This window comes from Aeromonas piscicola, assembly GCF_000820005.1.
Lineage (GTDB): Bacteria > Pseudomonadota > Gammaproteobacteria > Enterobacterales > Aeromonadaceae > Aeromonas > Aeromonas piscicola.
In genome coordinates this window covers 300,581-324,486 of the sequence record NZ_CDBL01000034.1, presented here as the reverse complement: position 1 = coordinate 324,486, position 23,906 = coordinate 300,581, and the positions used below count along the sequence as shown (strand labels likewise).

Here is a 23,906-nt window from a genome sequence, read left to right as displayed (position 1 = left end):
CTCCAGGGCTCGTCGAGGCGGGCCTCCACCCGCCGAAACAGCGCCTGCAACCTCAGCTCAGGGGTGCCGCGCACCTCCCCTTGCAGGGTTCGCTCAAGCAGCGCCAGCAACAGGCTGAGTAGCTGGGGTTGCAAGGGTGAACGTACTCCCTCCCCCTGCATCAGGCTGAGCAGGTGGTAAAGCTGATCCCCCTCCTCCCCCTGCCAGATACGGTGCCCGAGCCGGTGCAGATGGTGCCAGCGCGGCACGTCGTCCAGCAGGATCCAGCTGGTCTGCCAGCACTCCCCAATGAGCCGCAAGCCACCCGGCACGGCAGCGGGCAGGAAGATCAGCGATCCGGCCGGAATGGGCTGCTCCCCCTCGTCGGTGAGCAGGGAGCCCCCCTCGTCGTGACTCACCATCAGGATGTGAAACTCGGGCCGGTTGCGACGAATCAGGTAGTGATCCCGGATGTTAGAAAGGCCGGTCAGAAAGATGCCCGCCTCGCCGAGCAGGGGCAAGCCTTCACGGCCCAGCATCCGCTCCTCGCAGGCCGGGGCTATTTCCAGACACTCGCTGACAAATGCCATAATGCCTCAATATGATAGTTTTGAACAAGAAACCCGAGAGGGGCTCACAGTGAAGCCGCTCGCCACTGCCCCTATCATACCCATGACAAACCTTGCTTTTCACATACCCGGTTAACATAAATGAATTATTGGCAAGCGATTTTAAAACAAACCACCGATCGCGAGTTCATGACGCGACTGTGGCGGCTGGCCCTGCCAGTGTCGCTACAATCCATGATGTTCTCCCTGCTCGGCCTCATCGACATCATGATGGTGAGCCAGCTTGGCACCACGGCTGTGGCGGCGGTCGGCTTGGGTAACCGGGTCTTCTTTTTCAATCTGCTGGTGATAGCGGGACTCTCGGGCGGGGTCTCGGTATTGGCGGCGCAATATTACGGTCGCGGCGAGCTGGCCGGGGTGCGCCGCGCCCTGGCACTGGCACTGGTGGGGGCTCTGCTGGTGAGCCTGCCGTTTGCGATCATCTATCTGCTCGCGCCGGGCAGCGTGCTGGGCTTTGCCAGCCAGGAACCCGAGTTGCGCGCCCTCGCCGACCAGTTTCTGATGATCACGGGCGCCACCATCCTCTGCACCGCCATCGTCGTACCGCTGGAGTCGGCGTTGCGTTCGGTGGGCAATGCCGCTGCGCCCACCCGGATCGGCATCATGGCCATCATCGCCAACGTCATCCTCAACTACGCCCTCATCTTCGGCCATTTCGGCTTCGAGGCCATGGGGGTGGCCGGCTCGGCCTGGGGTACCACCATTTCACGGCTGCTGCAGACGGCGCTGCTGCTGATCTATGTGTGGCGCCAAGAGCCCCGCCTCATCCCGCGCAGGCAGGACTGGTGGGACGCCTTTCGGCGCAAGGAGGTGGTGCGCTTCACCCTGATCGCCCTGCCGCTCTTGTTCCACGACGGGCTCTGGGCTTTCGGCATGCTGCTCTACGGCTTTCTCTACGCCCATCTGGGCACGGATTCGCTGGCCATCATGACCACGCTGGGGACGCTCGAGAGCATCCTCATCTCCCTCTTCTTCGGGTTGGCGGTGGCCTGCTCCACCCTGCTCGGCCACCGGCTCGGGGCCGAGGAGTACGACATCGCCTGGCAACACTCACAGCTGTTCCTGCTGCTGGCCCCCATAGGCGCCCTGCTGGTGGGGATAGCAGTCTGGCTGCTGCAGACCCATCTGCTGCAGTGGGTCGGCAACCTGCCAGGCGAGCTGATGGGAGAGGCGGGTCAGGTGCTCGCCATCATGTGTCTGGGCATGCTGCTCAAGGTGTTCAACATGGTGGGGATTATCGGGGTACTGCGCTCAGGCGGCGACGTGAACTACAGCATAGTTATCGACATCATCGCCATGTGGTGCATAGGCCTGCCGCTCGCCTGGGTGGCGGTCAGCCTGCTCGGCTGGCCTCTCTCCTGGGTGGTGGCCGTGGTGCTGCTAGAGGAGCTGTGCAAGGTACTGCTGGTGCAACGCCGTATTCGCCGACGCCGCTGGCTGCGCAATCTGGTCATCGAGTAGAAGAAGGTGCCATCTCCCTGCAGGCCAATACGATAGCTATTGGCCAATAAACCGTCGCCAATGGCCACCGACACAATAAATACTTCTATCAATTGGAAATTGTGATCGCACCAACTATGCTTCATTCACCATGACCACAGCAGGTACTCAAAAGGTGACGATCTATGTATAAATTATTGTTTATTATTGCTTTTATTGCATCACCAAGCTTTGCTGACGACTATCAGGCCAAGCTGACTGCCTATATGCAAAAAGAGGTGAAGGCCATCGCCGAACAGCCGGAGATCATCGCTGCAATAGCAGAACAAAACCAGAAAAATGCCGCGCTTACCCAAGAAAATATCACCACACTCGATAAAGAGTGGGTCGCTCAGGTGGGCCAGACTGACACCCCTGCGATCAGCAAAGTCATCAACACTCCTACCTCCAAAAAACTGAAAGAAATCCAGGGCACCAGCAATGGTGTCATTAATGAAATCTTCATCATGGATAACAAGGGACTGAACGTTGCCCAGAGCGATATTACATCTGACTTCTGGCAAGGCGATGAAGCCAAGTGGCAAAACACCTTCTTGAAAGGACCAGGTGCGTTCGATATCGGGGAGGTTGAAGAAGACGAATCGACCCAGATGTTCCAGTCACAAATCAGCTATACCGTCACGGATCCAGCCACAGGCAATGCGATTGGCGCGATTACTGTCGGTGTTAACGTTGACGCACTCTAATATGCTGGTGACCAAGGATATAACATGAGACTGGATATCAGCAGAATTGTTCTGGTTGGCGCATCATTTTTCACGATGAGTGCCCTTATTTTGCTGACGTATATCACTTGGTCACAAAGCGTTGTACAGATGAATATCCTCAGTACGGAGACATTTCAAAAGTCATCTTTGGCACTGGGTGACAATATTGCAACAGCTGTGAGGTTCAACAAGACAGCATCCCTCTCGGAGCGGGTCGATATCGAAATGAAGGCTGACCCGCTCCAGCTGGCCAATGTTCATGTGTTCAATGCAACCGGCGGACGCATATTTACTACACAAAAGAGCGATAGCACACCTGAACCCCAAAAGTTAACCGCATTTTTTGCTGTTGATAGTCAGCAATCCACAATGAATATCGATGATGGCAATGGTATTCTCATTCTGGTGCCACTTCATACACCCAATAGCGGTAAACAGAGCAAGCCGGTTGGCTTTCTTGTCACCGAGTGGAGCTTTGCCAAAGTTCACGCTATTGCAACCCAATTGCGTAATCAGGCCTTTCTGTTTAGCCTGGTCATCATCATCATTACAATAATCAGCCTGTTCCTTATTTTGAAAAAAACGCTGACCAAACCACTTGATGAACTCACCAGAACATGCGAAGCGCTCGCTTCAGGTAATTGTGATTTGAGCTCCCGCATTGATTTCAAGAAGAATAATGAGCTGGGTCGACTCTCTCACGCAATGAACAAGTTTATTGCCAAGGTTGAAAATACCTTTGAACCGATTCAGTCGAGCATCATCTTCGTGACCAATACCAGTGAAAAGGTTGAGGGGAAGATCAAGATGCTGGAAGACAAGATCCACAGCCAGCAACAAGCCATCGTTGACTCTGTCGAGGTTGGCAAGAATATGTTTAATAGCGTTGAATCTGTGACCCGCTGGATAAATGCAGCCTCAGACTCATTGAAACAGGCTATTGCCAGTAATGAAGAGAGCAAGCAGCAACTCCAAAAAGCACAAGCCCTCAACCATCAACTTGCCGACAAGGCAGAGATCACCGCCAAAACCGCCACAGATCTGAATAACCAGATTGAAAAAGTCACCGATATTCTCTTGATGATCAGAGGGATTGCAGGTCAGACCAATATGCTGGCGTTAAACGCAGCGATCGAAGCGGCGCGGGCAGGAGAAAACGGCCGTGGGTTCGCCGTTGTGGCAGACGAAGTCCGTCATTTGGCAGAAAAAACCACGGCGTCCACCAGTCAGATTGAAGGGCTGCTCAGTGAGTTATCCAGCCACTCCAACAATCTTATCGCCTATATGGATGAGAGCCTGACGGCTGCCAAATTGTGCGTTAGCTCCATTGAGAACGGCTCCCTTCTTGTCGATAAGGCGATCATCGATGTGAATCATGCCAACGCCACCAACGAACAGGCGGTGCAAGGGACACAGGATCAAAACGCGCTGATCGAGCAACTGTTAGGGCAATTGGGCACCCTCGATAATCATGCCAGAGAGCTGCTCGATGACAGTACCACCATGAGCCTGTTCAGCCATGAACTGATGACCAGCAGCAACAATACGCAAAGAAATCTGGCTCACTTCACGTCCCAAAAAACGCTCACCATGCAATGATCTGATTGCACCAGATAATGCCCAAAAGAGGATGCCACTTTCAGCATCCTTTTTTGCACTGGTTCAGCTCAAACCATCTGAGGCATACTATCGCCCGCAATGCACCTTAAGGAGCGAATTATGCAAACAGAAAAAACCCTGCTCAATCATGATGAGCTGCTGGCAATGGCCAATGAAATTATCAAGAATCACGAAGACTTCATCCACGGTATGCGCGCCGACTCGGTGGAACAGAAGGGGGATATTCTGGTGTTCAAGGGGGAATTCTTCCTAGCCGAAGATGGCACTCCGACCGGCAAGACAATGGCGGTGTTCAACATGTTCAAGCTGCTGGCCCAGCAGCTCTCCGGCAAGTACCAGCTGAGCTGATCCCTCCCTTGCCCGTGGCCACAAGATGCCGCCCTCAGGCGGCATCTGTCTTGATGGCGTGGGGCAGCGCGAGCTTGCCGGCAAGCTCGCCCACCACGCAGTTACGCCCCGCCATTTTGGCCATGTAGAGACACTCGTCGGCCCGATTGAGCAAATCCTCTATGCTCTCTCCGCGCTGGGCCAGCGTCAGGCCGATACTCACAGTCACCTCCAGCAGCTCATCCGAGGTGGGGCTCTTCACCAGCCGCGCCTCCACCGCCACCCGCAGCCGCTCCGCCACCCGCTTCGCCTGGATCAGATCGCCGCAGTTGGGCAGCAGGATGGCAAACTCCTCGCCGCCATAACGCCCCAGCACCATGCCGGGCTCCAGCTGCTCCGCCAGGGTCGCCGCCACCTCCTTGAGTACCGCATCCCCCGCCAGATGGCCGAAGGTGTCGTTGATGCGCTTGAAGCGGTCCAGATCCAGCAACAGCACGGCAAAGGGCACCTGCTTGCGGATCATGTTCATCCTGGCCTTCTCCAGCCGCTTCATCAGCAGGCGGCGGTTCATCATGCCGGTCAGCTCGTCCGTGGTGGACTCCCGGTAGAGCTGCAGCAGCATGTTGAGCTGACCGCACTGCACCCAGCTGCTGGCCAGGGTAAACAGCGCCAGCAACCAGATCTGGTTGAGAGTCTGCACGCTCAAGAGCGGCTGTCCCACCAGCAACCAGTTGCCGGCCAGCATGGTGACCAGAATCCCCCCGGCCAGCTGCAAGCCGAGGGAGAGCGGAATGGGGAAGATGGCAAACAGGCTGACGAGCAGATAGGGGAAGGCCATGTAGCCTGCTTGCAGCTCCTGATCCGCGCCGAAACTGTGCAGGCAGATGAGGGAGAAGAGCATCATCACCGCCATCAGATAGCCCAGCGCCAGCTTCATGCGTTCGCGCCTGAAATGGATGAGGTAGGAGAAGGGAATGAGTGGAGAGAGGGCAAGCAGGCAGAAGATCCTGGCCTGAAGCAGTTCGTCGAACTGGGCAGAGGGCAGGGTCAGCCAGTCCACCAAGGCCCAGGCGGGCAGCCCCACCATCAGTAAACAGGTGAGCAGACGCAGACGCACCGTCATAAAGCCCATGCGGGTCAGGGTAAAATCTTCGGAGTGGGCACGGGCACTCCAGAACTCCGACAACTTCAGCATCCAGAGCCTCCAAATCTCGACAGAGGGCTCATTCTACGCCGTACGGGCTCAAAATCCTATGCGACCGGCGCCATTTCAGGGCGAGCGCCGTCACACAAACCGGCGGATCATAATCGCCACGCGCAAACGTTTCAACCCATGGAAAAATAAACTGGTTTCAGCCCGAATTAGCGCTGGTCAGCCCGCGCTCAATCACTAAAATAGCGCCCAATTTTCTCCCCCCTCCCCCACACATTCGAGGTATTTATGGAACAGGCTGCCGCCGTCCGCGCAACCCCAGAGGCCCATCCTCCCAGGCGAGCCCACAGCGAACTGGTCTACGGTATAGACGATGTCCCACCCCTGCCCCAGACCCTGTTCGCCGCCCTGCAGCATATGCTCGCCATGTTTGTCGCCATCATTACCCCGCCCCTCATCATCGCCAATGCCCTCGGCCTTCCTGCCGCCGACACCCGTTATATCGTCTCCATGTCGCTGGTCATGTCCGGCATCGCCTCCTTCATCCAGACCCGTCGCTTCGGCCCCATCGGCTCCGGTCTGCTCTCAGTCCAAGGCACCAGCTTCAACTTCCTCGGCCCCATCATCGCCTCCGGCCTCGCCCTCAAGCAGGCCGCCATGCCTACCGAGGATCTGCTGGGAACCTTGTTCGGTACCATGCTGGTAGCCGCCCTCACCATGGTGGTGATGAGTCGCTTCCTCCATCTGGTGAAACGGGTGATCACCCCGCTGGTGACCGGGATCGTGGTGCTGCTGATCGGCCTGACCCTGATCAAGGTGGGGCTCATCAGCATGGGTGGCGGTTATGCCGCCCTCTCGGATGGCAGCTTCGCCAGCCACAGCAACCTCTTCCTATCCCTGCTGGTGCTCGGCCTTATCGTGCTGCTGCAACGCAGCCGCAATCCCTGGCTGCGCCTCTCCGCCATCATGATCGCCATGCTGGCGGGCTATGCCGTGGCACTGCTGCTAGGCAAGGTCACGGCCCCCACCTTCGACGGCCCGCTGGTGATGGTACCCATCCCGCTCCACTACGGCCTCGGCTTCGACTGGCAGCTGTTCGTGCCGCTGGCCATCATCTTCGTGGTAACGGCGCTCGAAGCCATCGGCGACATGACGGCCACCTCGGATATCTCGGGCGAGCCGCTGGAGGGGCCTGTCTACATGGCGCGGATCAAGGGGGGTGTGCTGGCCGATGGCGCCAACTCCATGCTGGCGGCGCTCTTCTCCACCTTCCCCATGTCCACCTTCGCCCAGAACAACGGCGTCATCCAGCTGACCGGGGTCGCCAGCCGCCATGTCGGCCTCTTCATCGCCGCCATGCTGGCCCTGCTCGGCCTGTTCCCGGCGGTCGCCAGCCTAGTGCAGCAGATCCCGGAGCCCGTGCTGGGCGGTGCCACCATTGTCATGTTCGGCACCATAGCCGCCGCCGGGGTGCGCATCATCTCCCGCGAGGAGCTGGACAGGCGTGCCCTGATGATACTGGCGGTGTCGCTCGCCATGGGGCTGGGGGTCGCCCAGGTGCCGGAAGTGTTGCAACACCTGCCGGATCTGGCCAGAAGCGTGCTCTCCTACGGCGTCGCCACCGGCGGCCTCACAGCTATCGTCATGAACCTGCTGCTGCCAAAACGCGGCATCGCTCACCCATGAGTGGCCTCTCGCTGATAACGCTGCACATTGCATAACCCAGGTAGATGATCCAGGCCCCGCACTGCGGGGCTTTACCTTGCCGGTTGCCGCGGGTAGTGTGCTGGGCAGCCTTTTTCCAAGGATGTCGTCATGCCCTATGCCCTGCTCCCTCCTCAAGCTGATGCCCAAACTCCCGACCTGATATTGGCGCAAGAGCAGCACTGGCTGCGGGACTGTGCCCGTGACAGCCAGCCCCGCGCCCACCTCTGGCAGGCCCCTCAGTGCCTCATCGTTACCCGCAAGGACACGCGACTCCCCCGTTACGAAGCCGCCTGCAAGCAACTTGCCGCCGAGGGCTGGCCGGTTCATGTGCGCGACAGCGGCGGCACCGCCGTGCCCCACGGCGCAGGCATCCTCAACCTCTCCCTGCTGCTGCCCCGCACCACCACGGATCTTGGCCACTACTACCATCTGCTGGGCGCCCCCCTGCTGACCCTGCTGGCGGAGTACGGCCTTGAGGGAAACTATGACTTCGTGCCCGGCTCCTTCTGCGATGGCCAGTACAATCTGGTGATCGGGGGGTGCAAGATCACCGGCACAGCCCAGCGTTGGCTGGCACCGGGCCAGGATCACGGCGGCGCCGTGCTGGCCCAGGCCATGCTGCTGGTGGCGGGGGATGTGGACGAGGGCACCCGGATGGCGAGCCGATTTTACGAGCTGGCGGGCGGGGAGCTGCGTTTTGTACCCGGCACCTCCACCACGCTGGCACAGCAGATCCATTGGCAGGGGAATGAGGAGGCTCTGGTGGATAACGTGCGAGGGCGGCTGGCGCGACTGCTGACTGAGGGTCAGATGCCCTCACCCTGACCCTCTCCCGGAGGGAGAGGGAAGGCCCCATCCATGGCGCCATTTATAAAAAAAGCCACGACAGCAGTCGTGGCTTTGCTTTTTCCAACGCGGATGAGGTCAGGCTGTCTGTGGTTCCGGCTCGGCTTCACCGTCCAGATCCCGGCTGAAGCAATGGACACGGGACTCGGCGATCAAGCCATGGTACCCCACAGAGAGTCAGGCTATCTGCGGCGCTGGCTCGGCTTCGTTGTCCTGGTCCCGGCTGAAGTAGGCGCGGGTTTCGGCGATCACCACGTGGCGCAGGCCGATGAGGCCGATGAGGTTGGGCACCGCCATCAGGCCGTTGACGATGTCGGCCAGCAGCCAAATCATGTCCAGATGGAGGAAGGCGCCGCTCGCCACCAGCACCAGATAGATGATGCGGTAGGGCTTGATCGCCTTGACCCCGAACAGGTACTCGGTGCATCGCTCGCCGTAGTAGTTCCAGCCGAGGATGGTGGTGAAGGCGAAGAACAGCAGACCAATGCTCACCAGATACTGGCCGACATGGGCATCGAGCCCCTGGGCAAAGGCCTGGCTGGTCATGGCGGCGCCGCTCAAGTCCCCGCTCCACACCCCTGTCACCACCAGGGTCAGGCCCGTCATGGTACAGATGATGATGGTGTCGATGAAGGTGCCTGTCATGGAGACCAGCCCCTGCTCGACGCACGAATCCGTCTTGGCCGCTGCCGCCGCGATGGGCGCAGATCCCAGCCCTGACTCGTTGGAGAAGACCCCGCGCGCCACCCCGGACTGGATCGCCAGCATGATGCTGGCGCCAACGAAGCCGCCGGTCGCAGCGTGGCCGGTAAAGGCGCTGCCTATCACCAGACCAATCGCCTCGGGCAGGGCGCCGGCGTTGTTCACCAGCACACCGCCACAGGCCAGGATGTAGAAGATGGCCATGAAGGGTACCACCTTGCTCGACACGCTGGAGATGGACTGGATGCCGCCTAGGGTCACCAGCGCCACTATCAGGGTCAGCACCACGGCGGTTGCCTCGCGGGGCACCGAGAAAGAGAGGCTCATGGCGTCGGAGATGGCGTTGACCTGCGGGAAGGTACCGATCCCGAAGAAGGCCACCCCTATGCCGAACAGGGCAAACAGCTTGGCCAGCGGCTTGGAGCCGAGCCCCTTCTCCAGATAGTACATGGGGCCACCCGCCATCTGGCCGTTGGCATCCTGCTCGCGGTATTTTACCGCCAGCAGGCACTCGGCATACTTGGTGGCCATGCCGAACAGCGCCGCCATCCACATCCAGAACAGGGCACCGGGGCCGCCGAGTTTGATTGCGGTGGCAACCCCGACTATGTTGCCGGTACCTATGGTGGCAGAGAGCGCGGTGCACAGGGCGCCGAAGCTGGAGACATCCCCCTGCTTGCCCTGGCCCTGATCGCGGCCAAAGACCAGTCGCAGGGCGAGCGGCAAGCGCACGACCTGAAGCAGACCCAGACGCAGGGTGAGATAGATACCGGTCCCGACCAGCAGGATCAGCAGGGGCGGACCCCAGATAAAGCTATCGATGGCGGTTAACGCCGATTGAATTGATGACATGCATCCTCCTTAAAAAACAAAAATTAAGGAGGAGAAGGATGATCTTCCCAAATAGTCGCGATCACCAGAGGGTGATCGGATGCGGGCCAAGCCCAGGTACAACCATCCCATCCCCTCTGTCCTTTTGCCTGAGAGTTTCCGGCGCCAGCCTGCCCTTGCGGGTCGTCATGGTGCCTTGCTCCTTCGGCGCCCGATCTAACGGGTCTCTCCAGAGTATCGTCCAGTAGCAGTCCACACCGGTTGCCCGGTACCTGAAAGATTCACTTCTTCGGTGGATGGTCCCCCATCGCTCTCCTGCTACCTTCATCCGAACTAGTTTGGATTAGGAAGCGGGCATGTTAATCCAAAAAATGTGAGCTGTCTCCCACTCGGCCGGCCCGCTGTGCCACTTTTTTCCCACCTCGGCCAGCACGGGGAGAAATGTTATTTGTTCGTTAACTATCAATAGCTTAACAAAACCACTTTGGGTGACCCTCGATAAGGTTGCGCCATCAGGTCGCACATCAGGATGATATTTCGTCTCGACCAGAAAAACTTGCCAACATATCCAATCAAAATGCTTGCACAGAAACGCAATAGGCCGATAATCCCGCGCATAACTAAGCACTTTGCGATGGAGTTATGCATTGTGTCTGGTTGGTCCCTCCGGACCACTCGCCTGAGCCGGCCGCTGCCGTCTCAACAAACCAAGGCTAGGGCAAATCTGCCCCCTAAGGACTTTCAAAAGAGAATGAACGAGACCCTGATCGCACAAGACTACCGTCAGCTGGTTGAACAATTCGGCTCTCCCCTGCTGCTGCTCGACAAGGCAGCCGTCCGCAAACAGTATCGGGCCCTGGCGGCCGCCCTGCCCGATGTGCGATTGCACTACGCACTCAAACCCCTGCCCCACGAGGCAGTGGTCTCTGTCTTGAAGGAAGAGGGGGCCTGTTTCGATCTGGCCACCAATGGCGAAGTGGATCTGGTGCGCAGCCAGGGGGTTCGCCCGGGACGCTGTATTCATACCCATCCCATCAAGCGCGACAGCGACATTCGCTATGCGCTCGAGTTCGGCTGCACAGTATTTGTCTACGACAACCCGCTGGAGCTGGAGAAGTTCATTCCCTACAAGGACGAAGTCAAGCTGCTGCTGCGGGTCAGCTTCCCGAACCCGGAGACCAAGGTCGACCTCTCCAAAAAGTTCGGCTGCACCCCGGAGCAGGCGCTGCCGCTGCTGCAACTGGCCCACGCCAAGGGCATCAAGGTGATGGGGCTGTCGTTCCACGTTGGCTCCCAGGTGCCCCACGCCCGTCGCCATGTGCAGGCTATCGATGCCTGCCGCGAGATCATGGAGCAGGCCTGGGATCTGGGACTCAAACCCTGGGTGCTGGATATCGGCGGCGGTTTCCCGGTGGATTATGAGGGGGGCGAGTTCGACATAGACGGCTTCTGCGCCCCGATCCGCGAGGCGCTCGCCAAGCTGCCCGCGACCGTGCAAAAGATTGCCGAGCCGGGCCGCTTCATCAGCGCACCGGCCATGACCTCCGTCTCCAGCGTGATGGGCAAGGCCCACCGTGGCGACAAGGTCTGGTACTACCTGGATGACGGCCTCTACGGCAGCTACAACGGCCAGCTCTATGACCACGTCACCTACCCGGTGAGCACGCCGCTGGCCCGTGGCGAGCTGCACAATTCGGTGCTCTCGGGCCCCACCTGCGACAGCGTGGACGTGATCCGCGAGGGCATCATGCTGCCGGATCTCGCCATCGGCGAGCTGGTAGTGGGCCGTGTGATGGGAGCCTACACCTGGGCCTCGGCCTCGACTTTCAACTTCTTCCCCAAGGCGAGCATCCTCATTCTGGACAGCAGCCAACAAGGGCAGAAGCTGGTGGCGGTCGCCTGACGCGCCAAGGCGACGCAGATAACAAAGAGGGGAAGCGCAAGCTTCCCCTCTTTCATGTCGCCCATATCGGTCAGATAAACTGACTGGCCAGCAGCCAGCCGGTGTAGGCCACGAAGCAGGCGAGCAGCAGGCCCCCTTCCAGCCGGTTGATCCGCCCCAGCCCCTTGCGGCCCAGACACATCACCAGCAGCAACAGGGTCAGCCCCATCATGATGCTCCAGTCACGACTGAGCACCTCGGGCGCCACATCGAGTGGGTGTATGCCCGCGGCTATGCCCACCACCGCCAGGGTATTGAACAGGTTGGAGCCGAGCACGTTGCCAAGGGCCAGATCGTGCTCATTCTTGCGAATGGCGATGAGGGACGAGGCGAGCTCAGGCAGCGAAGTGCCGATGGCGACAATGGTGAGACCAATCACCAGATCGCTGATGCCGAGTGCCTGGGCTATGGTCACCGCGCCCCACACCAGCAGGCGGGAGGCGCCGATCAGCAGCACCAGACCGACGATGAGCCAGAGGATGGCGCGCTTGAGGGACATGCCTTCGCTGCTGATGTCATCCTCGGTATCCGCATCGAGCGCATCCCCCTTGCCGCGCATGCCGGCCCAGATGGACCAGCCCATCAGCACCAGAAACACAGTGCCGAGGATCAGGGCATCCGTGCTGTCGAGCCGACCATCGAGCAGCAGGGCGCCGGAGAGCAGGGTAATGCCAAGCAGGATCGGGATCTCCTTGCGCACCACCTGGGAAGCCACCGCAATGGGACTGATAAGAGCGGTCAGACCCAGGATCAAGGCGATATTGGTGATATTGGAGCCGTAGGCGTTGCCGAGCGCGAGTCCGGGATTGCCCTGGGAAGCAGCCAGCGCGGAGACCACCATCTCGGGAGCCGAGGTGCCAAAGCCGATGATGACCATGCCGATCAGCAGCGGCGGCATGCCGGCATAACGGGCGGTCGCGGCGGCGCCGTCCACAAATTTATCCGCACTCCAGACCAGCAGCGCCAGTCCGGCAATCAGGGCAACAACAGCCAGGGTCATAACGTCTCCATCCCATCGCCTGCAAACAACAGAGCCAGGCACAGTGCCTGGCTCTGTCCAGAAGTGGGCCCAGTGTAGCGGGCCGACTTCCCATTTCAAGGGAAAATCAAACGGCGATTGATATTTTACAGCGCCGCCAGCAGGCTCCCGGCATCCGAGACCTCGAACTTGCCCGGCGCCTCCACGAACAGCTGCTCGACCACGCCATCGTTGGCGATGAGGGCAAAGCGCTGGGCGCGGATACCGCCGAAGGCCCCCGTCTCCTTGGCAAGGCCAAGCGCCCGGGTCCAGCTGCCGTCGCCATCAGCCAGCATGGTGATGGCGTCGGCATTCTGGGCCGCCTGCCATGCCTTCATCACGAAGGCATCGTTGACCGACAGACAATAGAGGGCATCGACGCCCTTGGCCCTGAACTGGTCGGCCAGCACCACATAACCGGGCAGGTGGGCGTTGGAACAGGTGGGGGTAAAGGCCCCCGGCACGGCAAACAGCACCACCTTCTTGCCGGCAAACAGGGCCTGGCTATCCTGCACCTGCTTGCCTTCCTGGGTGATGAAGGTGAATTCGCCCAGAGGCAGGGATTGGCCAATCGCTATCATGATCTCTCGTCCATGGTGGAGGTAGGGAGCCACAGTCTACCCCAGCCCATGCGTGCGAAACACACCCCCATCAGCGCCGCCATTTGAACTAACCTTGAGCAGGATCAGCCGACCAAGGAGGCCCCATGCAGAACTATTACGATGGACTGGAAATTCGCCCCTCCGCCTTGCGAGAGCAGCAACAACTGGATCAACTCAATCACCTGCTCACTCATGTCAGCCAGTATTGCGCCGGTTACTCCAGCGCCTATCGCCAGCGTCACCTGCAGGATCTGGGCGAGCTGACCACACTGCCCCTGCTCGACGCCGCTGAGCTGTTTGCCGCCCAGCAGGCCCATCCCCCCTTCGCTGGTCTCACCGGCCGCCCCGCCAGCCAGGCGCTGCGGGTCTTCGCCTGCCCGGGCCAGCTGGCCATTCCCGAATATGCCGGCGCCGACTGGTGGGGTGCGACGCGGGCCCTGTTTGCCGCCGGCTTCAAGGCGGGGGAAGTGCTGCTCAACGGCCACGACTACCATATCAGCCCCACCGCCTTCATCTTCGACAACGGTGCCCGCCAGCTGGGGGCACCCGTGGTGCCTTGCGGCCCCCACGATACCCACCGTCAATTGGAAGCGCTGCAACGCTACCAGCCAACCGGCTTTGTCGGGCCGCTGGCGGCGCTGCTGGATCTGCTGGAGGCGGCGGAGCTGGCCGGGATCCCGAGCGACAGCCTGCACTGCGCCCTGCTGTGTGAAGCCTCTCACCCCGACACTGCGCCGCTGCAGGCCGTTCACGGCATACGGGCGCTCAACTGCCTGCTGTTGCAGGATGTGGGGGTGATCGCCTACGAGAGCCAGCCCGGTCACGGCTTCATCGTCAACGAGAGCTGCATCATAGAGATCATCGATCTCGCCAGCGCCGAGCCCGTCATAGGCGACGCCATCGGCCAGCTGGTGGTGACCCGGCTCGATCTGGAGTATCCCCTGTTGCGGCTGGTCACCGAATGGCAGGGTTATTGGCTGGCCGGGGCCAGTCCGTGCGGGCGCACCAACCGGCGCCTCAGGCTGGTATGACAATGCAAAACGGGCAGCCATCAGGCTGCCCGTTTTGTCTCTGGCGAGGAGAATATCTGAAAAGTGTCAGCGTCTCGCCTGCCAGGTGGCGATGGCGAGCAGGGAGTCGGGGGTGAATTCGGCGGCACGGGCGGCGATCTCGGCCTGGCTCATCCAGTGCACCTCGCTCACCTCTTCAGCCTGCAAGCGCAGCGGCCCCTGATAGTGGCAACTGTAGAGGCCACCCCATACCCGGTAGCCTTCCCCCTCGGCATAAAAGGGCCCGAAGTCCTGCAGGGGGACGCCCTGAATGCCCAGCTCCTCGGCCAGCTCGCGGCGGGCAGCGGGCTCCATCTGCTCGCCCGTGGTCACCACGCCACCGGCGCAGGCATCCAGCATGCCGGGGCAGAAATCCTTGCTGAGGGTGCGACGCTGCACCAGGATGCGCTCCGCTTCGTCGAGCACCAGGATATAGCTTGCTCGGTGACAGAGGTTCTCCCGCCGCACCCTGGCCCGCTCGGCAACGCCGATCACCCGGTTATCCGCATCCACCACATCCACCCATTCCACGTGCAGACCCTTTCGCTCATGTCGTTCAACTGCCCGCAGTATATCGGGGCAAGGGCTTGTCATGGCAGCACTTTTTCAACGCGCGCCAGCAGATTTTCCCATGCGGTGATGCCGAGTTAAGGATTCATACAAACCTCAACCAACTGTCACATCAGTGTCATCCGGCAACGGCATAGTGTGCCCTGTCCAAGCAACAGGTGTTTTGTGATGAAGGTGTTCAAGAACTTGTCTCCCCGCCAGATTGCCCGCCACATCAAGAGCTTCCATCACGGCAGCTTCATGGTGGAGGCGCTGGGGCGGTTCGAATTCAGCGGCGGAGAGATCAATCTGGAGAGCCTGACCTGCCGTCAGACCCTGAGTCTGGCCCGGCAGATCAATCTGGAGGTTCGCGGCCTGCGTCACGTCAGCCTGCTGTTGGGGTAACTTCCATAGTCCTTTCTGTTTGTAGTCTGCTTCCATACCCGTCTTTGCCCGCCGCTCACCGAGCGTGCGGGCCATTTTTTCATCAGACGTTATTGCACCGGGTCTGCACTCAATGCTGCAGGATCTGGGAGAGGAACAGCTTGGTGCGCTCCGACTGGGGATGGTCGAAGAACTGATCCGGCACGTTCTCCTCGATGATCTGACCACGGTCCATGAAGATCACCCGATCCGCCACCTGCTTGGCAAACCCCATCTCGTGGGTGACGCAGAGCATGGTCATCCCCTCATGGGCCAGCTCCACCATCACATCCAGCACCTCGCGTACCATTTCGGGATCCAGCGCCGAAGTCGGCTCGTCAAACAGCATGACCTGAGGGTTCATGCAGAGGCTGCGGGCGATGGCCACCCGTTGCTGCTGGCCGCCGGAGAGCTGACCCGGGTACTTGAGGGCCTGCTCCGGGATCTTGACTCGGCGCAGGAAGGTCATGGCGATTTCCTCGGCCTCCCTGCGTGGCAGCTGCTTGACCCAGATGGGCGCCAAGCAACAGTTTTCCAGCACCGTCAGGTGGGGGAAGAGATTGAAGTGCTGGAACACCATGCCCACCTCTTTGCGCACCATCTCTATGTTCTTGAGATCCGAGGTGAGCGCCGTACCCTTGACCAGGATGTCACCGCTCTGGTGCTCCTCCAGCCGGTTGATGCAGCGGATCATGGTGGACTTGCCCGAGCCGGAAGGACCGCAGATGACTATCTTCTCCCCCTTGCCCACCTGCAGGTTGATGTTACGCAGCACATGAAAGTCGCCGTACCATTTGTTGACGTCCTTGAGAGCAACCACAGTATCCATTGTCATTTTGAAGTCACTCCCGTTATGTGTGGTTGTTCCATCTGCAGCATAGGCAACTCGTCATGCTGCGGATGATTGGCGTCCTTGAGTACCGCCAGGGTATCCGTTGTCATCTTGAAACCACTCCTAATGCTTGTGACCCGTGTTGAGCTTGTGCTCCAGATAGATGGAGTAACGGGACATGCCAAAACAGAACATCCAGAAGATCATGGCGATAAACACATAAGCCTCGGTGGAAAAGCCCAGCCAGGCTGGATCCGCCAGCGCCACCTTGGAGATGGCGAGCAGATCGAACAGACCTATGATCAGCACCAGGCTGGTGTCCTTGAACAAGGAGATGAAGGTATTCACCAGCGAGGGAATGGTGATCTTGAGGGCCTGCGGCATGATGATGAGGCCCATCACCTTCCAGTAAGAGAGTCCCAGCGCCTCACCCGCCTCATACTGCCCCTTGGGGATCGCCTGCAGCCCCCCTCGCACTACCTCGGCCACATAGGCGGCCTGGAACAAAATGATGCCGATGAGCGCCCTCAGCAGCTTGTCCAGTTCCACCTCGCTGGTCATGAACAGTGGCAGCATGACGGACGCCATGAACAGCACGGTAATGAGCGGCACAGCGCGCCAGAACTCGATATAGACGGTGGAGAGGCTGGCGATGACCGGCATGTGGGAGCGACGCCCCAACGCCAGCAGGATCCCGAATGGCAGGGCGACCGCTATGCCCACCACTGCCAGCACCAGGGTCAACATCAAGCCGCCCCAGCGGTTGGTTTCCACCACCTCGAGACCGGCCCCGCCATAGATCAGCAGAAAGGCGATGACGGGAAACACCAGCAGGGTAAAGATCGCCAGCCAGCCCTTGCGCGGGGTGCGTGGCCAGATCAGCAAGGCCAGCAGTACGGCCAGCCCGACGAAGGCCAGGTTGATGCGCCAATACTGATCCCCGGGGTAGAAACCGTAGAGATACTGCCCCAGCCGGCTCTCGATGAAGATCCAGCAGGCACCGCCCTGCACGCAGTCGGCGCGGCTGCTTCCCTGCCAGCTGGCCGAAAACAGCGCCCAGTCCAATGCCGACCAGAGCGCCGGCAGCAACAGATAGGCCAGCACCAAGGTCAGCAGGCCGTTCCACCAGTTGGGAAACAGGTTCTGCCTGAGCCAGGCGAGGACACCCCGGCGACGGTTGGGCGGCGGCAGCGCTTCTTGCAACTCATTCACAAACATGGCAACTCCCTAGCGCTCGACCAGCGTCATTCTGCGGTTGTAGATGTTCATCAGGACTGACGTCGAGATGCTGATGATGAGATAGACGCCCATGGTCATGGCGATCACCTCGATGGCCTGCCCTGTCTGGTTGAGAGTGGTGCCCATGAATACCGAAACCAGATCCGGATAACCGATGGCGGTGGCCAGCGAGGAGTTCTTGGTGAGATTCAGGTACTGACTGGTCAGCGGCGGAATGATGACCCGCATCGCCTGAGGGATGACCACCAGCCGCAGGGTCTTGCTGGCTGACAACCCCAGCGCGGACGCGGCCTCGGTCTGGCCCTTGCTGATGGCCAGGATACCGGATCGCACTATCTCGGCGATAAAGGCCGCCGTGTAGATGGTCAGCGCCAGCAGCAGGGCCGCCAGTTCGGGCAGCACTGTCAATCCGCCCCGGAAGTTGAACCCCTGCAGGGCTGGTATGCTCCAGGAGAGCGGACTACCCGCCAGCAGGAAGGTGATGCAGGGAAGCAGGATCACCAGCCCTGCCGAGCAGCGCCAGACCGGAAATATCTTGCCGATCAACTCCTGGCGCCGACGCGACCAGCGCCGCAGACCCCAGCTCAGCAACAAGGCCAGCAGCAGGGCACACAACACATAGCCGAAGCCGTCCTCGAACAGGGGCTTGGGGAGATAAAGACCGCGCACATTGAGGAAGGCAAGATCACCCAGCTCCACACTCTGGCGCGGCGATGGCAGGGTGCGCAGCACAGAGAAGTACCAGAAGAAGATCTGCAGCAGCAGCGGAATATTGCGAAAGGTTTCGATATAGACAGTAGCAATCTTGGCCACCAGCCAGTTGCTCGACAGGCGAGCGATCCCGAGCACGAAGCCGAGCAGAGTGGCAAACAGAATGCCGAGCATCGACACCAGCAGGGTATTGAGCAGGCCGACCACGAAGGTGCGGCCGAAGGTATAGGTTTCGTCGTAGGGGATCAGGCTCTGCAGTATGCCAAACCCGGCCGTGTTGCCCAGAAAATCGAAGCCTGTGGTGATGCCACGGGTCGCCAGATTGGTCAGAGCATTGTTGATGATGTAGAACAGGAACGCCATAACGGCCACTATGGTCAGGCACTGGAAGATCAGCGCCCGCACCTTGGCGTCATACCACCAGCGGCCCTGTTCCTTCCTGTGGTTTGATGCGTGCAGCGCCATGAGGATGACTCCGACAAAGCCAGGGCAAGGGGAAAATGGGGGGCCAGGCCCCCCGGGCGATCATCGACTCAGCGAATAGGAGGGGCGTACATCAGGCCACCCTTGTTCCAGAGTGCGTTGATGCCGCGATCTATCTTGAGGGGCGAGCCGCTCCCCACGTTGCGATCGAACGACTCGCCATAGTTGCCGACCTGCTTGACGATGTTGTAAGCCCACTTGTCATCCAGCCCCAGCACACTGCCCTTGGGCTCTTCCAGCCCCAGCAGACGGCGGATGTCCGGATTGGTGGATTTGAGCATCTCGTCCACATTGGCGCTGGTCACGCCCGCCTCCTCGGCATTGAGCATGGCGTAGAGGCTCCAGCGCACCACCTTGAACCACTGATCATCCCCCTGCCGCACCGCCGGGCCCAGCGGCTCCTTGGAGATGACCTCAGGCAGCACAAAGGCCTCATCCGGTTTGGTCAGCTTGATCTTGAGGGAGTAGAGCTGGGACTGATCCGAGGTCAGCACGTCGCAGCGACCCGCCTCGAATCCCTTGACGGTCTGATCCGAGGTATCGAACACCACTGGGGTATATTTCATGCCGCCGTTGGCACGGAAATAGTCCGCCAGATTGAGCTCGGTCGTGGTACCTGACTGGATGCAGACCGCAGCACCATCCAGCTCCTTGGCGCTCTTGACTCCGAGCGACTTGTTGACCAAAAAGCCCTGGCCATCGTAGTAGTTCACCCCGGCGAAGGTCAGGCCAAGCGAACCGTCCCGGGTCAGGGTCCAGGTGGTGTTGCGCGACAGCAGATCCACTTCCCCCGATTGCAATGCGGTGAAGCGCTCCTTGGCGGTGAGAGAGACATATTTGACCTTGCCGGCATCCCCCAGCACGGCAGCGGCCACGGCGCGGCAGACGTCCACGTCCAGACCCGTCCAGGTGCCCTTGGCATCCGGGTTGGAGAAACCGGGCAGCCCATCGCCGACCCCGCACTGCACGAACCCCTTCTTCTTGACCGCATCCAGGGTGCCGTCTGCCCAGGCATTCGCTGCCGCCAGCGACAACACTATTACCATACCCGCCTTGTGTATCTGCTTCATGTCACTCTTCCCTGTGGTTTGATTCAAATTGGCACCCAAACCCTGCAAGATGCCACAGCTTTTCCTGCTTTTTCGCAGCTTATCCAGCCAGCCAAAAACCTGTCAATCGGTGCAATCAAGCCCACTTCTGGTGCAGCAGCACAAAATGTTTGAATGGGCCGATATACACCTTGTGAATAAAAAATAGCCCCTTATAGACCAAATAGCATACTGAAATAGCTCCTCAGTACCGTGTGGATTATTTTTTCGGCAAAATGGGCCTGCACAACCATGGGGCAGCACATTGGTTGTTAACTATTTAATTATTATTGGGTTTTGACCAAACTGTCCGGTTCTGGACGGCGGCATAGCGGCCAGAAACTCTTCATCAAAGAGCCTCTGGCCGGTCGGACAAGGGGATAATAATGTGAAAAGGAGAGCAGATTCAGTCGCCGCGCGGGCCATTTTCGATGTCGGTGACGACGCCGTTGCGCACCGTGACGAAGCGCATGAACTCGTTCTTGCCGAAGTTGTAGGTCCAGCGCTCACCATATTTGACCTGCACCAGATTGCCAAACTGGTTCTCCTCGTTGCGGCTGAGCTCCTCGCGCAGCATGGGCTCACCACACTTGAGCAGCATCTCGGCGGTGCTGTCCCCTTCGGTGATGAGGGCATTCTTGCAACGCATCGCATCGGCGCTGGCCGGTATGCTCAGTAACAGCAGGGCCAAGGCGGCCCCCAGATTCAGATGTCGCTTCATTGGCTATTCCATTTAAACAGGGCACTGCCCAGAGTGAGACAACAGAGGGTAAACAACAGGATCCAGCCCAGCGGTGCGGCCACCTCGGCCCAGCCAGCTCCCTCCAGCATAACGGCACGGGCCGCCGTGATGATCTGGCTGAGCGGCAGCCAGGCCGCCAGCTGTTGCAGCCAGACCGGAGCCCCTTCCAGCGAGAACCAGACCCCGGAGAGGAACATCATGGGCATGCTGATGACGTTGAGCAGGCCGCTCGCCAGCTCCTCGTTCTGGATGCGGGCGGCGATGAGCAAGCCCAGCGACGCCATGGCCGCGCCGCCCGCCAGGGCGATCAGCAGCAGCAACCAGCCGGAGCCGAGCAGGGGCACGCCAAGCAGCCAGTACGCTACCAGAAACACCAGCAGGCTCACCACCAGGGTGATCACAATACGCGACAGCAACTGGGCGCAGAGAAACTCGGCGGCAGAGAGCGGCGTGGCCCTCAGCCGCTTGAGCACACCGTTCTTGCGATAGCGGACTATGACGAAGCCAACGCCGAACAGGCCGGAAAACATCAGGTTCATGCCGATCACCCCGGGCAGCAGCCAATCCCCGTAGCGGATCGCCTGCCCGCTCAGGGTCTCCTTCACCAGCGGCCGGGAGATCGCCTGGCGCAACAGGTATTCGGCCATGGCGCCCTGGCCGGCATCCGGGTTGACCCAGTAACGGTCCGATCCGGGCGAGAGCAGCAGATCCAGCTGATGATGGCGCACCTTGAGCTGGCCCTTGCGCTCGTCGTCATAGGGGATGAGCTTGAGCAGCGGAATGGCGTTCAGGGGGGCGTAGGCCGCCGTCAGCTCGCCCACCACGCCCATCTGCACCAGCGGCTTGGGCGGACCGGAGAAGATGAGGGAAAAACCTACCACCAGCAGTAGCGGGAAGGCCAGGTTCCACACCAGGGCCGCCCTGTCGCGCACAAATTCCAGGTTGCGGGCATAGAAGAGCGCACCGATCCGCTTGATGGCCCCCTTCATGTTCCGCTCCTCGGCCACGGCAAGGCACGCGGATAGCAACACGCCTCGACACGGCACTGCATGACTGCGTTCATGCGCCACTCCTCAGGCTATGGCCGGTCAGGTACAAGAAAAGATCTTCCAGGTTGGGGGAGCGCACCTGCATGCCGGTCAGCGGCACCCCCAGGTTCAGCAGTTGCGGCAACAGGAGCGCCACATCGGGGCAAGTCAGCTCCACCTGATCGCCGTGAGGCAAGAGCGGATAGCCCAGGCTGGCGAGGGCCGGGTGATCCGGCAGACGCACCAGCACGCCATCAAAGTGGCGGGCCAGCAGGGCGGCCGGGGTATCCAGGCTGAGCAGATGGCCGTGATCGACGATGGCGATGCGATCGCACAGCTGCTGCGCCTCGTCCATGTAGTGGGTGGTGAGCACCACCGTCTTGCCCTGGGCCTTGATCGCCTCGATACGCTGCCAGAAGTGGTGGCGGGCCTGGGGATCCAGCCCAGTGGTAGGCTCATCCAGAAACAGCAGCTCGGGGTCGCCGAGCAGGGCCAGCGCCAGCAGCAGGCGCTGACGCTGGCCGCCGGAGAGCTTGCGGCTGTCCCGGTCGATGAACTCGCCAAGGGCACACAGATCGATGAGCTGCGCCTGGGGCAAGGGATTGGGATAGAGGCTGGCAAACAGGCGCAGGGTATCGCGCACCGTCAGAAAATCCTGCAGCGCCGTGTGCTGAAACTGGATGCCGATGCGGGAGCGATAATCGGGAGCTAGAGGGGCGCCATGAAACAGGATCTGGCCGCTGTCCGGGGTGAGGATCCCCTCCAGCAGCTCTATGGTAGTGGTCTTGCCTGCCCCGTTCGGGCCGAGCAGGCCAAAACAGCAACCGGCGGGAATGGCGAAGCTGAGCCCGTCCACCGCCTTGACGCCGGGAAAGTGCTTGATGAGGTCAATGACTTCTATGATGGCAGCCATGCGTGTTTTCCAGAGTGACCGGGGACGCCAAGCCCTGACTATATCCAAATCCCCCGCAAAGGCACATCGTCTATCGACGAGGGCCCGCCAGACAGGGGCACCTCAAACAGAAACGGCGACCCTGAGGTCGCCGTTTGCATCAAGCCAGCCGGATCACAGAATGTCCAGCAGCTCCACTTCGAATACCAGCGCAGAGTAGGGCGGGATGGAACCGGCACCACGGGCGCCATAGGCCAGATCCTGCGGAATGTAGAGCTTCCACTTGGAACCAACCGGCATCAGCTGCAGCGCTTCAACCCAACCGGCGATGACGCCAGTCACCGGGAATTCGGCCGGCTCGCCACGGGCGACCGAGCTGTCGAACACGCCACCGTGGGTGAAGGTACCGTGGTAGTGCACGCGCACGGACTGACCGGCTACCGGCACGGCACCATTGCCTTCTACCATGACTTCGTATTGCAGACCGGAATCGGTCACCTTGACGTCGGCACGCTTGGCGTTGTCAGCCAGGAAGGCTTCGCCATCGGCGGCGGCAGCCTTGGCAACGGCTTCCTGCTCTTCCTGCATGCGCGCAGTGATCACCTGGAAGGCATCATTGATATCGTCACGGCTGACCGCGAACTCCAGACCATTCAGGGCATCTGCCAGACCTTGTTGCAGGGCCGGGATATCCAGACCGGCGAAGGCTTGCTGCGCCAGCTGATCGCCCATGTTGCGGCCGATGCCATAGCTGGCCTTCTGTTCGATAGAGTCGTATTGGGACATTGAGATGTTGCTCCAGATCCAAGTAATAAAGAGGCGGGATGATATCAGACTTTTTGGCGAGGTGCTGCCGGCGGCGACCCTGATTTCCCCGCCCGTGGGAGGAACTTCACACAAGAAGAGCAGGATCGCCGCCCATCGGCGGCGATCCTGTCAGCCACAATGGCACGCTGAACCTTTGGACTCAAACCTCACTTGCTGTGACATCAGCGCGATCCAGCAGGGCCCGCACCGCAGCTACCTTGGCGCCGTCGGTGATATTGACCCGGCCATCGTCAGAAGTGCCCATGTTGACGCCGTATGGAGAGACACCATGCCGCCGCGCGGCCCGTATCAGGCCTTGTCCAACAAAGCCCGTACTGCCGCCACCTTGGCGCCGTCGGTGATATTGACCCGGCCATCATCAGAGGTGCCCATGTTGACGCCGTATGGAGAGACACCATGCCGCCGCGCGGCCCGTATCAGGCCTTGTCCAACAAAGCACGTACTGCCGCCACCTTGGCACCGTCGGTGATATTGACCCG

At 60.2% G+C, this 23,906-nt stretch carries 23 protein-coding genes, 2 pseudogenes and 1 riboswitch; of the genes and pseudogenes, 9 read left to right on the top strand and 16 right to left on the bottom strand.

What is annotated here, in order from left to right; all coding sequences use genetic code 11:
* Positions 1-569: hypothetical protein (locus BN1128_RS07350; protein WP_042867305.1), on the bottom strand; the 569-nt coding region annotated here is incomplete at its 3' end.
* A gap of 120 nt (positions 570-689) precedes the next feature.
* On the opposite strand from BN1128_RS07350, the gene BN1128_RS07345 reads away from it, so the two are divergent.
* The 4 genes from BN1128_RS07345 to BN1128_RS07330 all read left to right on the top strand — a co-directional run bounded on the left by BN1128_RS07345 (position 690) and on the right by BN1128_RS07330 (position 4,783).
* Positions 690-2,069, top strand: coding sequence for an MATE family efflux transporter (locus BN1128_RS07345; protein ID WP_042867304.1), 1,380 nt, complete (start codon positions 690-692; stop codon positions 2,067-2,069).
* Positions 2,070-2,233: 164 nt separating this feature from the next.
* On the top strand, positions 2,234-2,794 hold the full coding sequence (locus BN1128_RS07340; RefSeq protein ID WP_042867303.1) for a hypothetical protein: 561 nt from the start codon (positions 2,234-2,236) through the stop codon (positions 2,792-2,794).
* Between the two features lie 24 nt (positions 2,795-2,818).
* Entirely contained in the window at positions 2,819-4,414 is a 1,596-nt protein-coding gene (locus BN1128_RS07335) for a methyl-accepting chemotaxis protein (RefSeq protein ID WP_042867301.1), read from the top strand.
* Positions 4,415-4,534: 120 nt separating this feature from the next.
* Positions 4,535-4,783: a DUF2498 family protein gene (locus BN1128_RS07330; RefSeq protein ID WP_042867299.1), complete on the top strand. Its 249-nt coding sequence runs from the start codon at positions 4,535-4,537 to the stop codon at positions 4,781-4,783.
* A gap of 34 nt (positions 4,784-4,817) precedes the next feature.
* Here the strand turns inward: BN1128_RS07330 and BN1128_RS07325 are convergent, their stop codons facing one another.
* Positions 4,818-5,957, bottom strand: a complete 1,140-nt coding sequence (locus tag BN1128_RS07325; protein ID WP_042867296.1) for a GGDEF domain-containing protein — start codon at positions 5,955-5,957, stop codon at positions 4,818-4,820.
* A 246-nt stretch (positions 5,958-6,203) separates the two neighbouring features.
* On the opposite strand from BN1128_RS07325, the gene BN1128_RS07320 reads away from it, so the two are divergent.
* Positions 6,204-7,601, top strand: a complete 1,398-nt coding sequence (locus BN1128_RS07320) for a nucleobase:cation symporter-2 family protein (RefSeq protein WP_042867294.1) — start codon at positions 6,204-6,206, stop codon at positions 7,599-7,601.
* A gap of 129 nt (positions 7,602-7,730) precedes the next feature.
* Complete coding sequence (locus tag BN1128_RS07315; protein WP_042867293.1) at positions 7,731-8,447, top strand: lipoyl protein ligase domain-containing protein; 717 nt, start codon at positions 7,731-7,733, stop codon at positions 8,445-8,447.
* A gap of 198 nt (positions 8,448-8,645) precedes the next feature.
* On the opposite strand, the gene BN1128_RS07310 is transcribed toward BN1128_RS07315, so the two are convergent.
* Positions 8,646-10,022 (bottom strand): alanine/glycine:cation symporter family protein, encoded by a 1,377-nt coding sequence (locus tag BN1128_RS07310; protein WP_042867292.1) that lies wholly within the window; start codon positions 10,020-10,022, stop codon positions 8,646-8,648.
* Positions 10,023-10,128: 106 nt separating this feature from the next.
* A riboswitch (glycine riboswitch) is annotated at positions 10,129-10,244 on the bottom strand.
* A 508-nt stretch (positions 10,245-10,752) separates the two neighbouring features.
* Here BN1128_RS07310 and BN1128_RS07305 point away from each other — a divergent pair.
* A complete protein-coding gene (locus BN1128_RS07305) occupies positions 10,753-11,904 on the top strand; it encodes a type III PLP-dependent enzyme (RefSeq protein WP_042867290.1) in 1,152 nt (383 codons plus the stop codon).
* Between the two features lie 70 nt (positions 11,905-11,974).
* Here the strand turns inward: BN1128_RS07305 and BN1128_RS07300 are convergent, their stop codons facing one another.
* Complete coding sequence (locus BN1128_RS07300) at positions 11,975-12,943, bottom strand: calcium/sodium antiporter (RefSeq protein WP_042867289.1); 969 nt, start codon at positions 12,941-12,943, stop codon at positions 11,975-11,977.
* Positions 12,944-13,068: 125 nt separating this feature from the next.
* Positions 13,069-13,542, bottom strand: coding sequence for a peroxiredoxin (locus tag BN1128_RS07295; RefSeq protein ID WP_042867288.1), 474 nt, complete (start codon positions 13,540-13,542; stop codon positions 13,069-13,071).
* A 125-nt stretch (positions 13,543-13,667) separates the two neighbouring features.
* Here BN1128_RS07295 and BN1128_RS07290 point away from each other — a divergent pair, with 125 nt between their 5' ends.
* Complete coding sequence (locus BN1128_RS07290) at positions 13,668-14,594, top strand: phenylacetate--CoA ligase family protein (protein WP_042867287.1); 927 nt, start codon at positions 13,668-13,670, stop codon at positions 14,592-14,594.
* Positions 14,595-14,660: 66 nt separating this feature from the next.
* Here the strand turns inward: BN1128_RS07290 and yfcD are convergent, their stop codons facing one another.
* Positions 14,661-15,143, bottom strand: a complete 483-nt coding sequence (gene yfcD / locus BN1128_RS07285; protein ID WP_042867286.1) for an NUDIX hydrolase YfcD — start codon at positions 15,141-15,143, stop codon at positions 14,661-14,663.
* Between the two features lie 207 nt (positions 15,144-15,350).
* On the opposite strand from yfcD, the gene BN1128_RS07280 reads away from it, so the two are divergent.
* Positions 15,351-15,566 (top strand): DUF1107 domain-containing protein, encoded by a 216-nt coding sequence (locus BN1128_RS07280; protein WP_042867285.1) that lies wholly within the window; start codon positions 15,351-15,353, stop codon positions 15,564-15,566.
* A 109-nt stretch (positions 15,567-15,675) separates the two neighbouring features.
* On the opposite strand, the gene BN1128_RS07275 is transcribed toward BN1128_RS07280, so the two are convergent.
* The 10 genes and pseudogenes from BN1128_RS07275 to BN1128_RS26165 all read right to left on the bottom strand — a co-directional run.
* A complete protein-coding gene (locus BN1128_RS07275) occupies positions 15,676-16,419 on the bottom strand; it encodes an amino acid ABC transporter ATP-binding protein (RefSeq protein ID WP_042867284.1) in 744 nt (247 codons plus the stop codon).
* Positions 16,420-16,539: 120 nt separating this feature from the next.
* Entirely contained in the window at positions 16,540-17,634 is a 1,095-nt protein-coding gene (locus BN1128_RS07270) for an amino acid ABC transporter permease (protein WP_042867283.1), read from the bottom strand.
* 9 nt (positions 17,635-17,643) lie between these two features.
* Complete coding sequence (locus tag BN1128_RS07265) at positions 17,644-18,831, bottom strand: amino acid ABC transporter permease (protein ID WP_042867282.1); 1,188 nt, start codon at positions 18,829-18,831, stop codon at positions 17,644-17,646.
* 68 nt (positions 18,832-18,899) lie between these two features.
* Positions 18,900-19,919, bottom strand: a complete 1,020-nt coding sequence (locus BN1128_RS07260; RefSeq protein WP_042867281.1) for an amino acid ABC transporter substrate-binding protein — start codon at positions 19,917-19,919, stop codon at positions 18,900-18,902.
* Positions 19,920-20,343: 424 nt separating this feature from the next.
* Positions 20,344-20,658: a DUF2845 domain-containing protein gene (locus tag BN1128_RS07255; RefSeq protein WP_042867280.1), complete on the bottom strand. Its 315-nt coding sequence runs from the start codon at positions 20,656-20,658 to the stop codon at positions 20,344-20,346.
* Positions 20,655-21,668, bottom strand: a complete 1,014-nt coding sequence (locus BN1128_RS07250) for an ABC transporter permease (protein WP_042867279.1) — start codon at positions 21,666-21,668, stop codon at positions 20,655-20,657. The genes BN1128_RS07255 and BN1128_RS07250 overlap by 4 nt, the downstream gene beginning before the upstream one ends.
* 70 nt (positions 21,669-21,738) lie before the next feature.
* Entirely contained in the window at positions 21,739-22,620 is an 882-nt protein-coding gene (locus BN1128_RS07245) for an ABC transporter ATP-binding protein (protein ID WP_042867278.1), read from the bottom strand.
* Positions 22,621-22,773: 153 nt separating this feature from the next.
* Positions 22,774-23,385, bottom strand: a complete 612-nt coding sequence (locus BN1128_RS07240) for a BamJ family beta-barrel-assembly machinery protein (protein WP_042867275.1) — start codon at positions 23,383-23,385, stop codon at positions 22,774-22,776.
* A 181-nt stretch (positions 23,386-23,566) separates the two neighbouring features.
* Positions 23,567-23,701: pseudogene (locus tag BN1128_RS24545) on the bottom strand (copper homeostasis protein CutC); the annotation flags it as partial.
* A 14-nt stretch (positions 23,702-23,715) separates the two neighbouring features.
* Positions 23,716-23,906: pseudogene (locus BN1128_RS26165) on the bottom strand (hypothetical protein); the annotation flags it as partial.

Coding starts and splice junctions, on each gene's coding strand:
- BN1128_RS07260 (WP_042867281.1), bottom strand. CDS start 19,919: ATGAAGCAGATACACAAGGCGGGTATGGTAATAGTGTTGTCGCTGGCG.
- BN1128_RS07300 (WP_042867289.1), bottom strand. CDS start 12,943: ATGACCCTGGCTGTTGTTGCCCTGATTGCCGGACTGGCGCTGCTGGTC.
- BN1128_RS07340 (WP_042867303.1), top strand. CDS start 2,234: ATGTATAAATTATTGTTTATTATTGCTTTTATTGCATCACCAAGCTTT.
- BN1128_RS07310 (WP_042867292.1), bottom strand. CDS start 10,022: ATGTCATCAATTCAATCGGCGTTAACCGCCATCGATAGCTTTATCTGG.
- BN1128_RS07290 (WP_042867287.1), top strand. CDS start 13,668: ATGCAGAACTATTACGATGGACTGGAAATTCGCCCCTCCGCCTTGCGA.
- BN1128_RS07335 (WP_042867301.1), top strand. CDS start 2,819: ATGAGACTGGATATCAGCAGAATTGTTCTGGTTGGCGCATCATTTTTC.
- BN1128_RS07270 (WP_042867283.1), bottom strand. CDS start 17,634: ATGTTTGTGAATGAGTTGCAAGAAGCGCTGCCGCCGCCCAACCGTCGC.
- BN1128_RS07245 (WP_042867278.1), bottom strand. CDS start 22,620: ATGGCTGCCATCATAGAAGTCATTGACCTCATCAAGCACTTTCCCGGC.
- BN1128_RS07320 (WP_042867294.1), top strand. CDS start 6,204: ATGGAACAGGCTGCCGCCGTCCGCGCAACCCCAGAGGCCCATCCTCCC.
- BN1128_RS07295 (WP_042867288.1), bottom strand. CDS start 13,542: ATGATAGCGATTGGCCAATCCCTGCCTCTGGGCGAATTCACCTTCATC.
- BN1128_RS07255 (WP_042867280.1), bottom strand. CDS start 20,658: ATGAAGCGACATCTGAATCTGGGGGCCGCCTTGGCCCTGCTGTTACTG.
- BN1128_RS07305 (WP_042867290.1), top strand. CDS start 10,753: ATGAACGAGACCCTGATCGCACAAGACTACCGTCAGCTGGTTGAACAA.
- BN1128_RS07315 (WP_042867293.1), top strand. CDS start 7,731: ATGCCCTATGCCCTGCTCCCTCCTCAAGCTGATGCCCAAACTCCCGAC.
- BN1128_RS07280 (WP_042867285.1), top strand. CDS start 15,351: ATGAAGGTGTTCAAGAACTTGTCTCCCCGCCAGATTGCCCGCCACATC.
- BN1128_RS07265 (WP_042867282.1), bottom strand. CDS start 18,831: ATGGCGCTGCACGCATCAAACCACAGGAAGGAACAGGGCCGCTGGTGG.
- BN1128_RS07275 (WP_042867284.1), bottom strand. CDS start 16,419: ATGACAATGGATACTGTGGTTGCTCTCAAGGACGTCAACAAATGGTAC.
- BN1128_RS07240 (WP_042867275.1), bottom strand. CDS start 23,385: ATGTCCCAATACGACTCTATCGAACAGAAGGCCAGCTATGGCATCGGC.
- BN1128_RS07250 (WP_042867279.1), bottom strand. CDS start 21,668: ATGAAGGGGGCCATCAAGCGGATCGGTGCGCTCTTCTATGCCCGCAAC.
- BN1128_RS07325 (WP_042867296.1), bottom strand. CDS start 5,957: ATGCTGAAGTTGTCGGAGTTCTGGAGTGCCCGTGCCCACTCCGAAGAT.
- BN1128_RS07330 (WP_042867299.1), top strand. CDS start 4,535: ATGCAAACAGAAAAAACCCTGCTCAATCATGATGAGCTGCTGGCAATG.
- BN1128_RS07345 (WP_042867304.1), top strand. CDS start 690: ATGAATTATTGGCAAGCGATTTTAAAACAAACCACCGATCGCGAGTTC.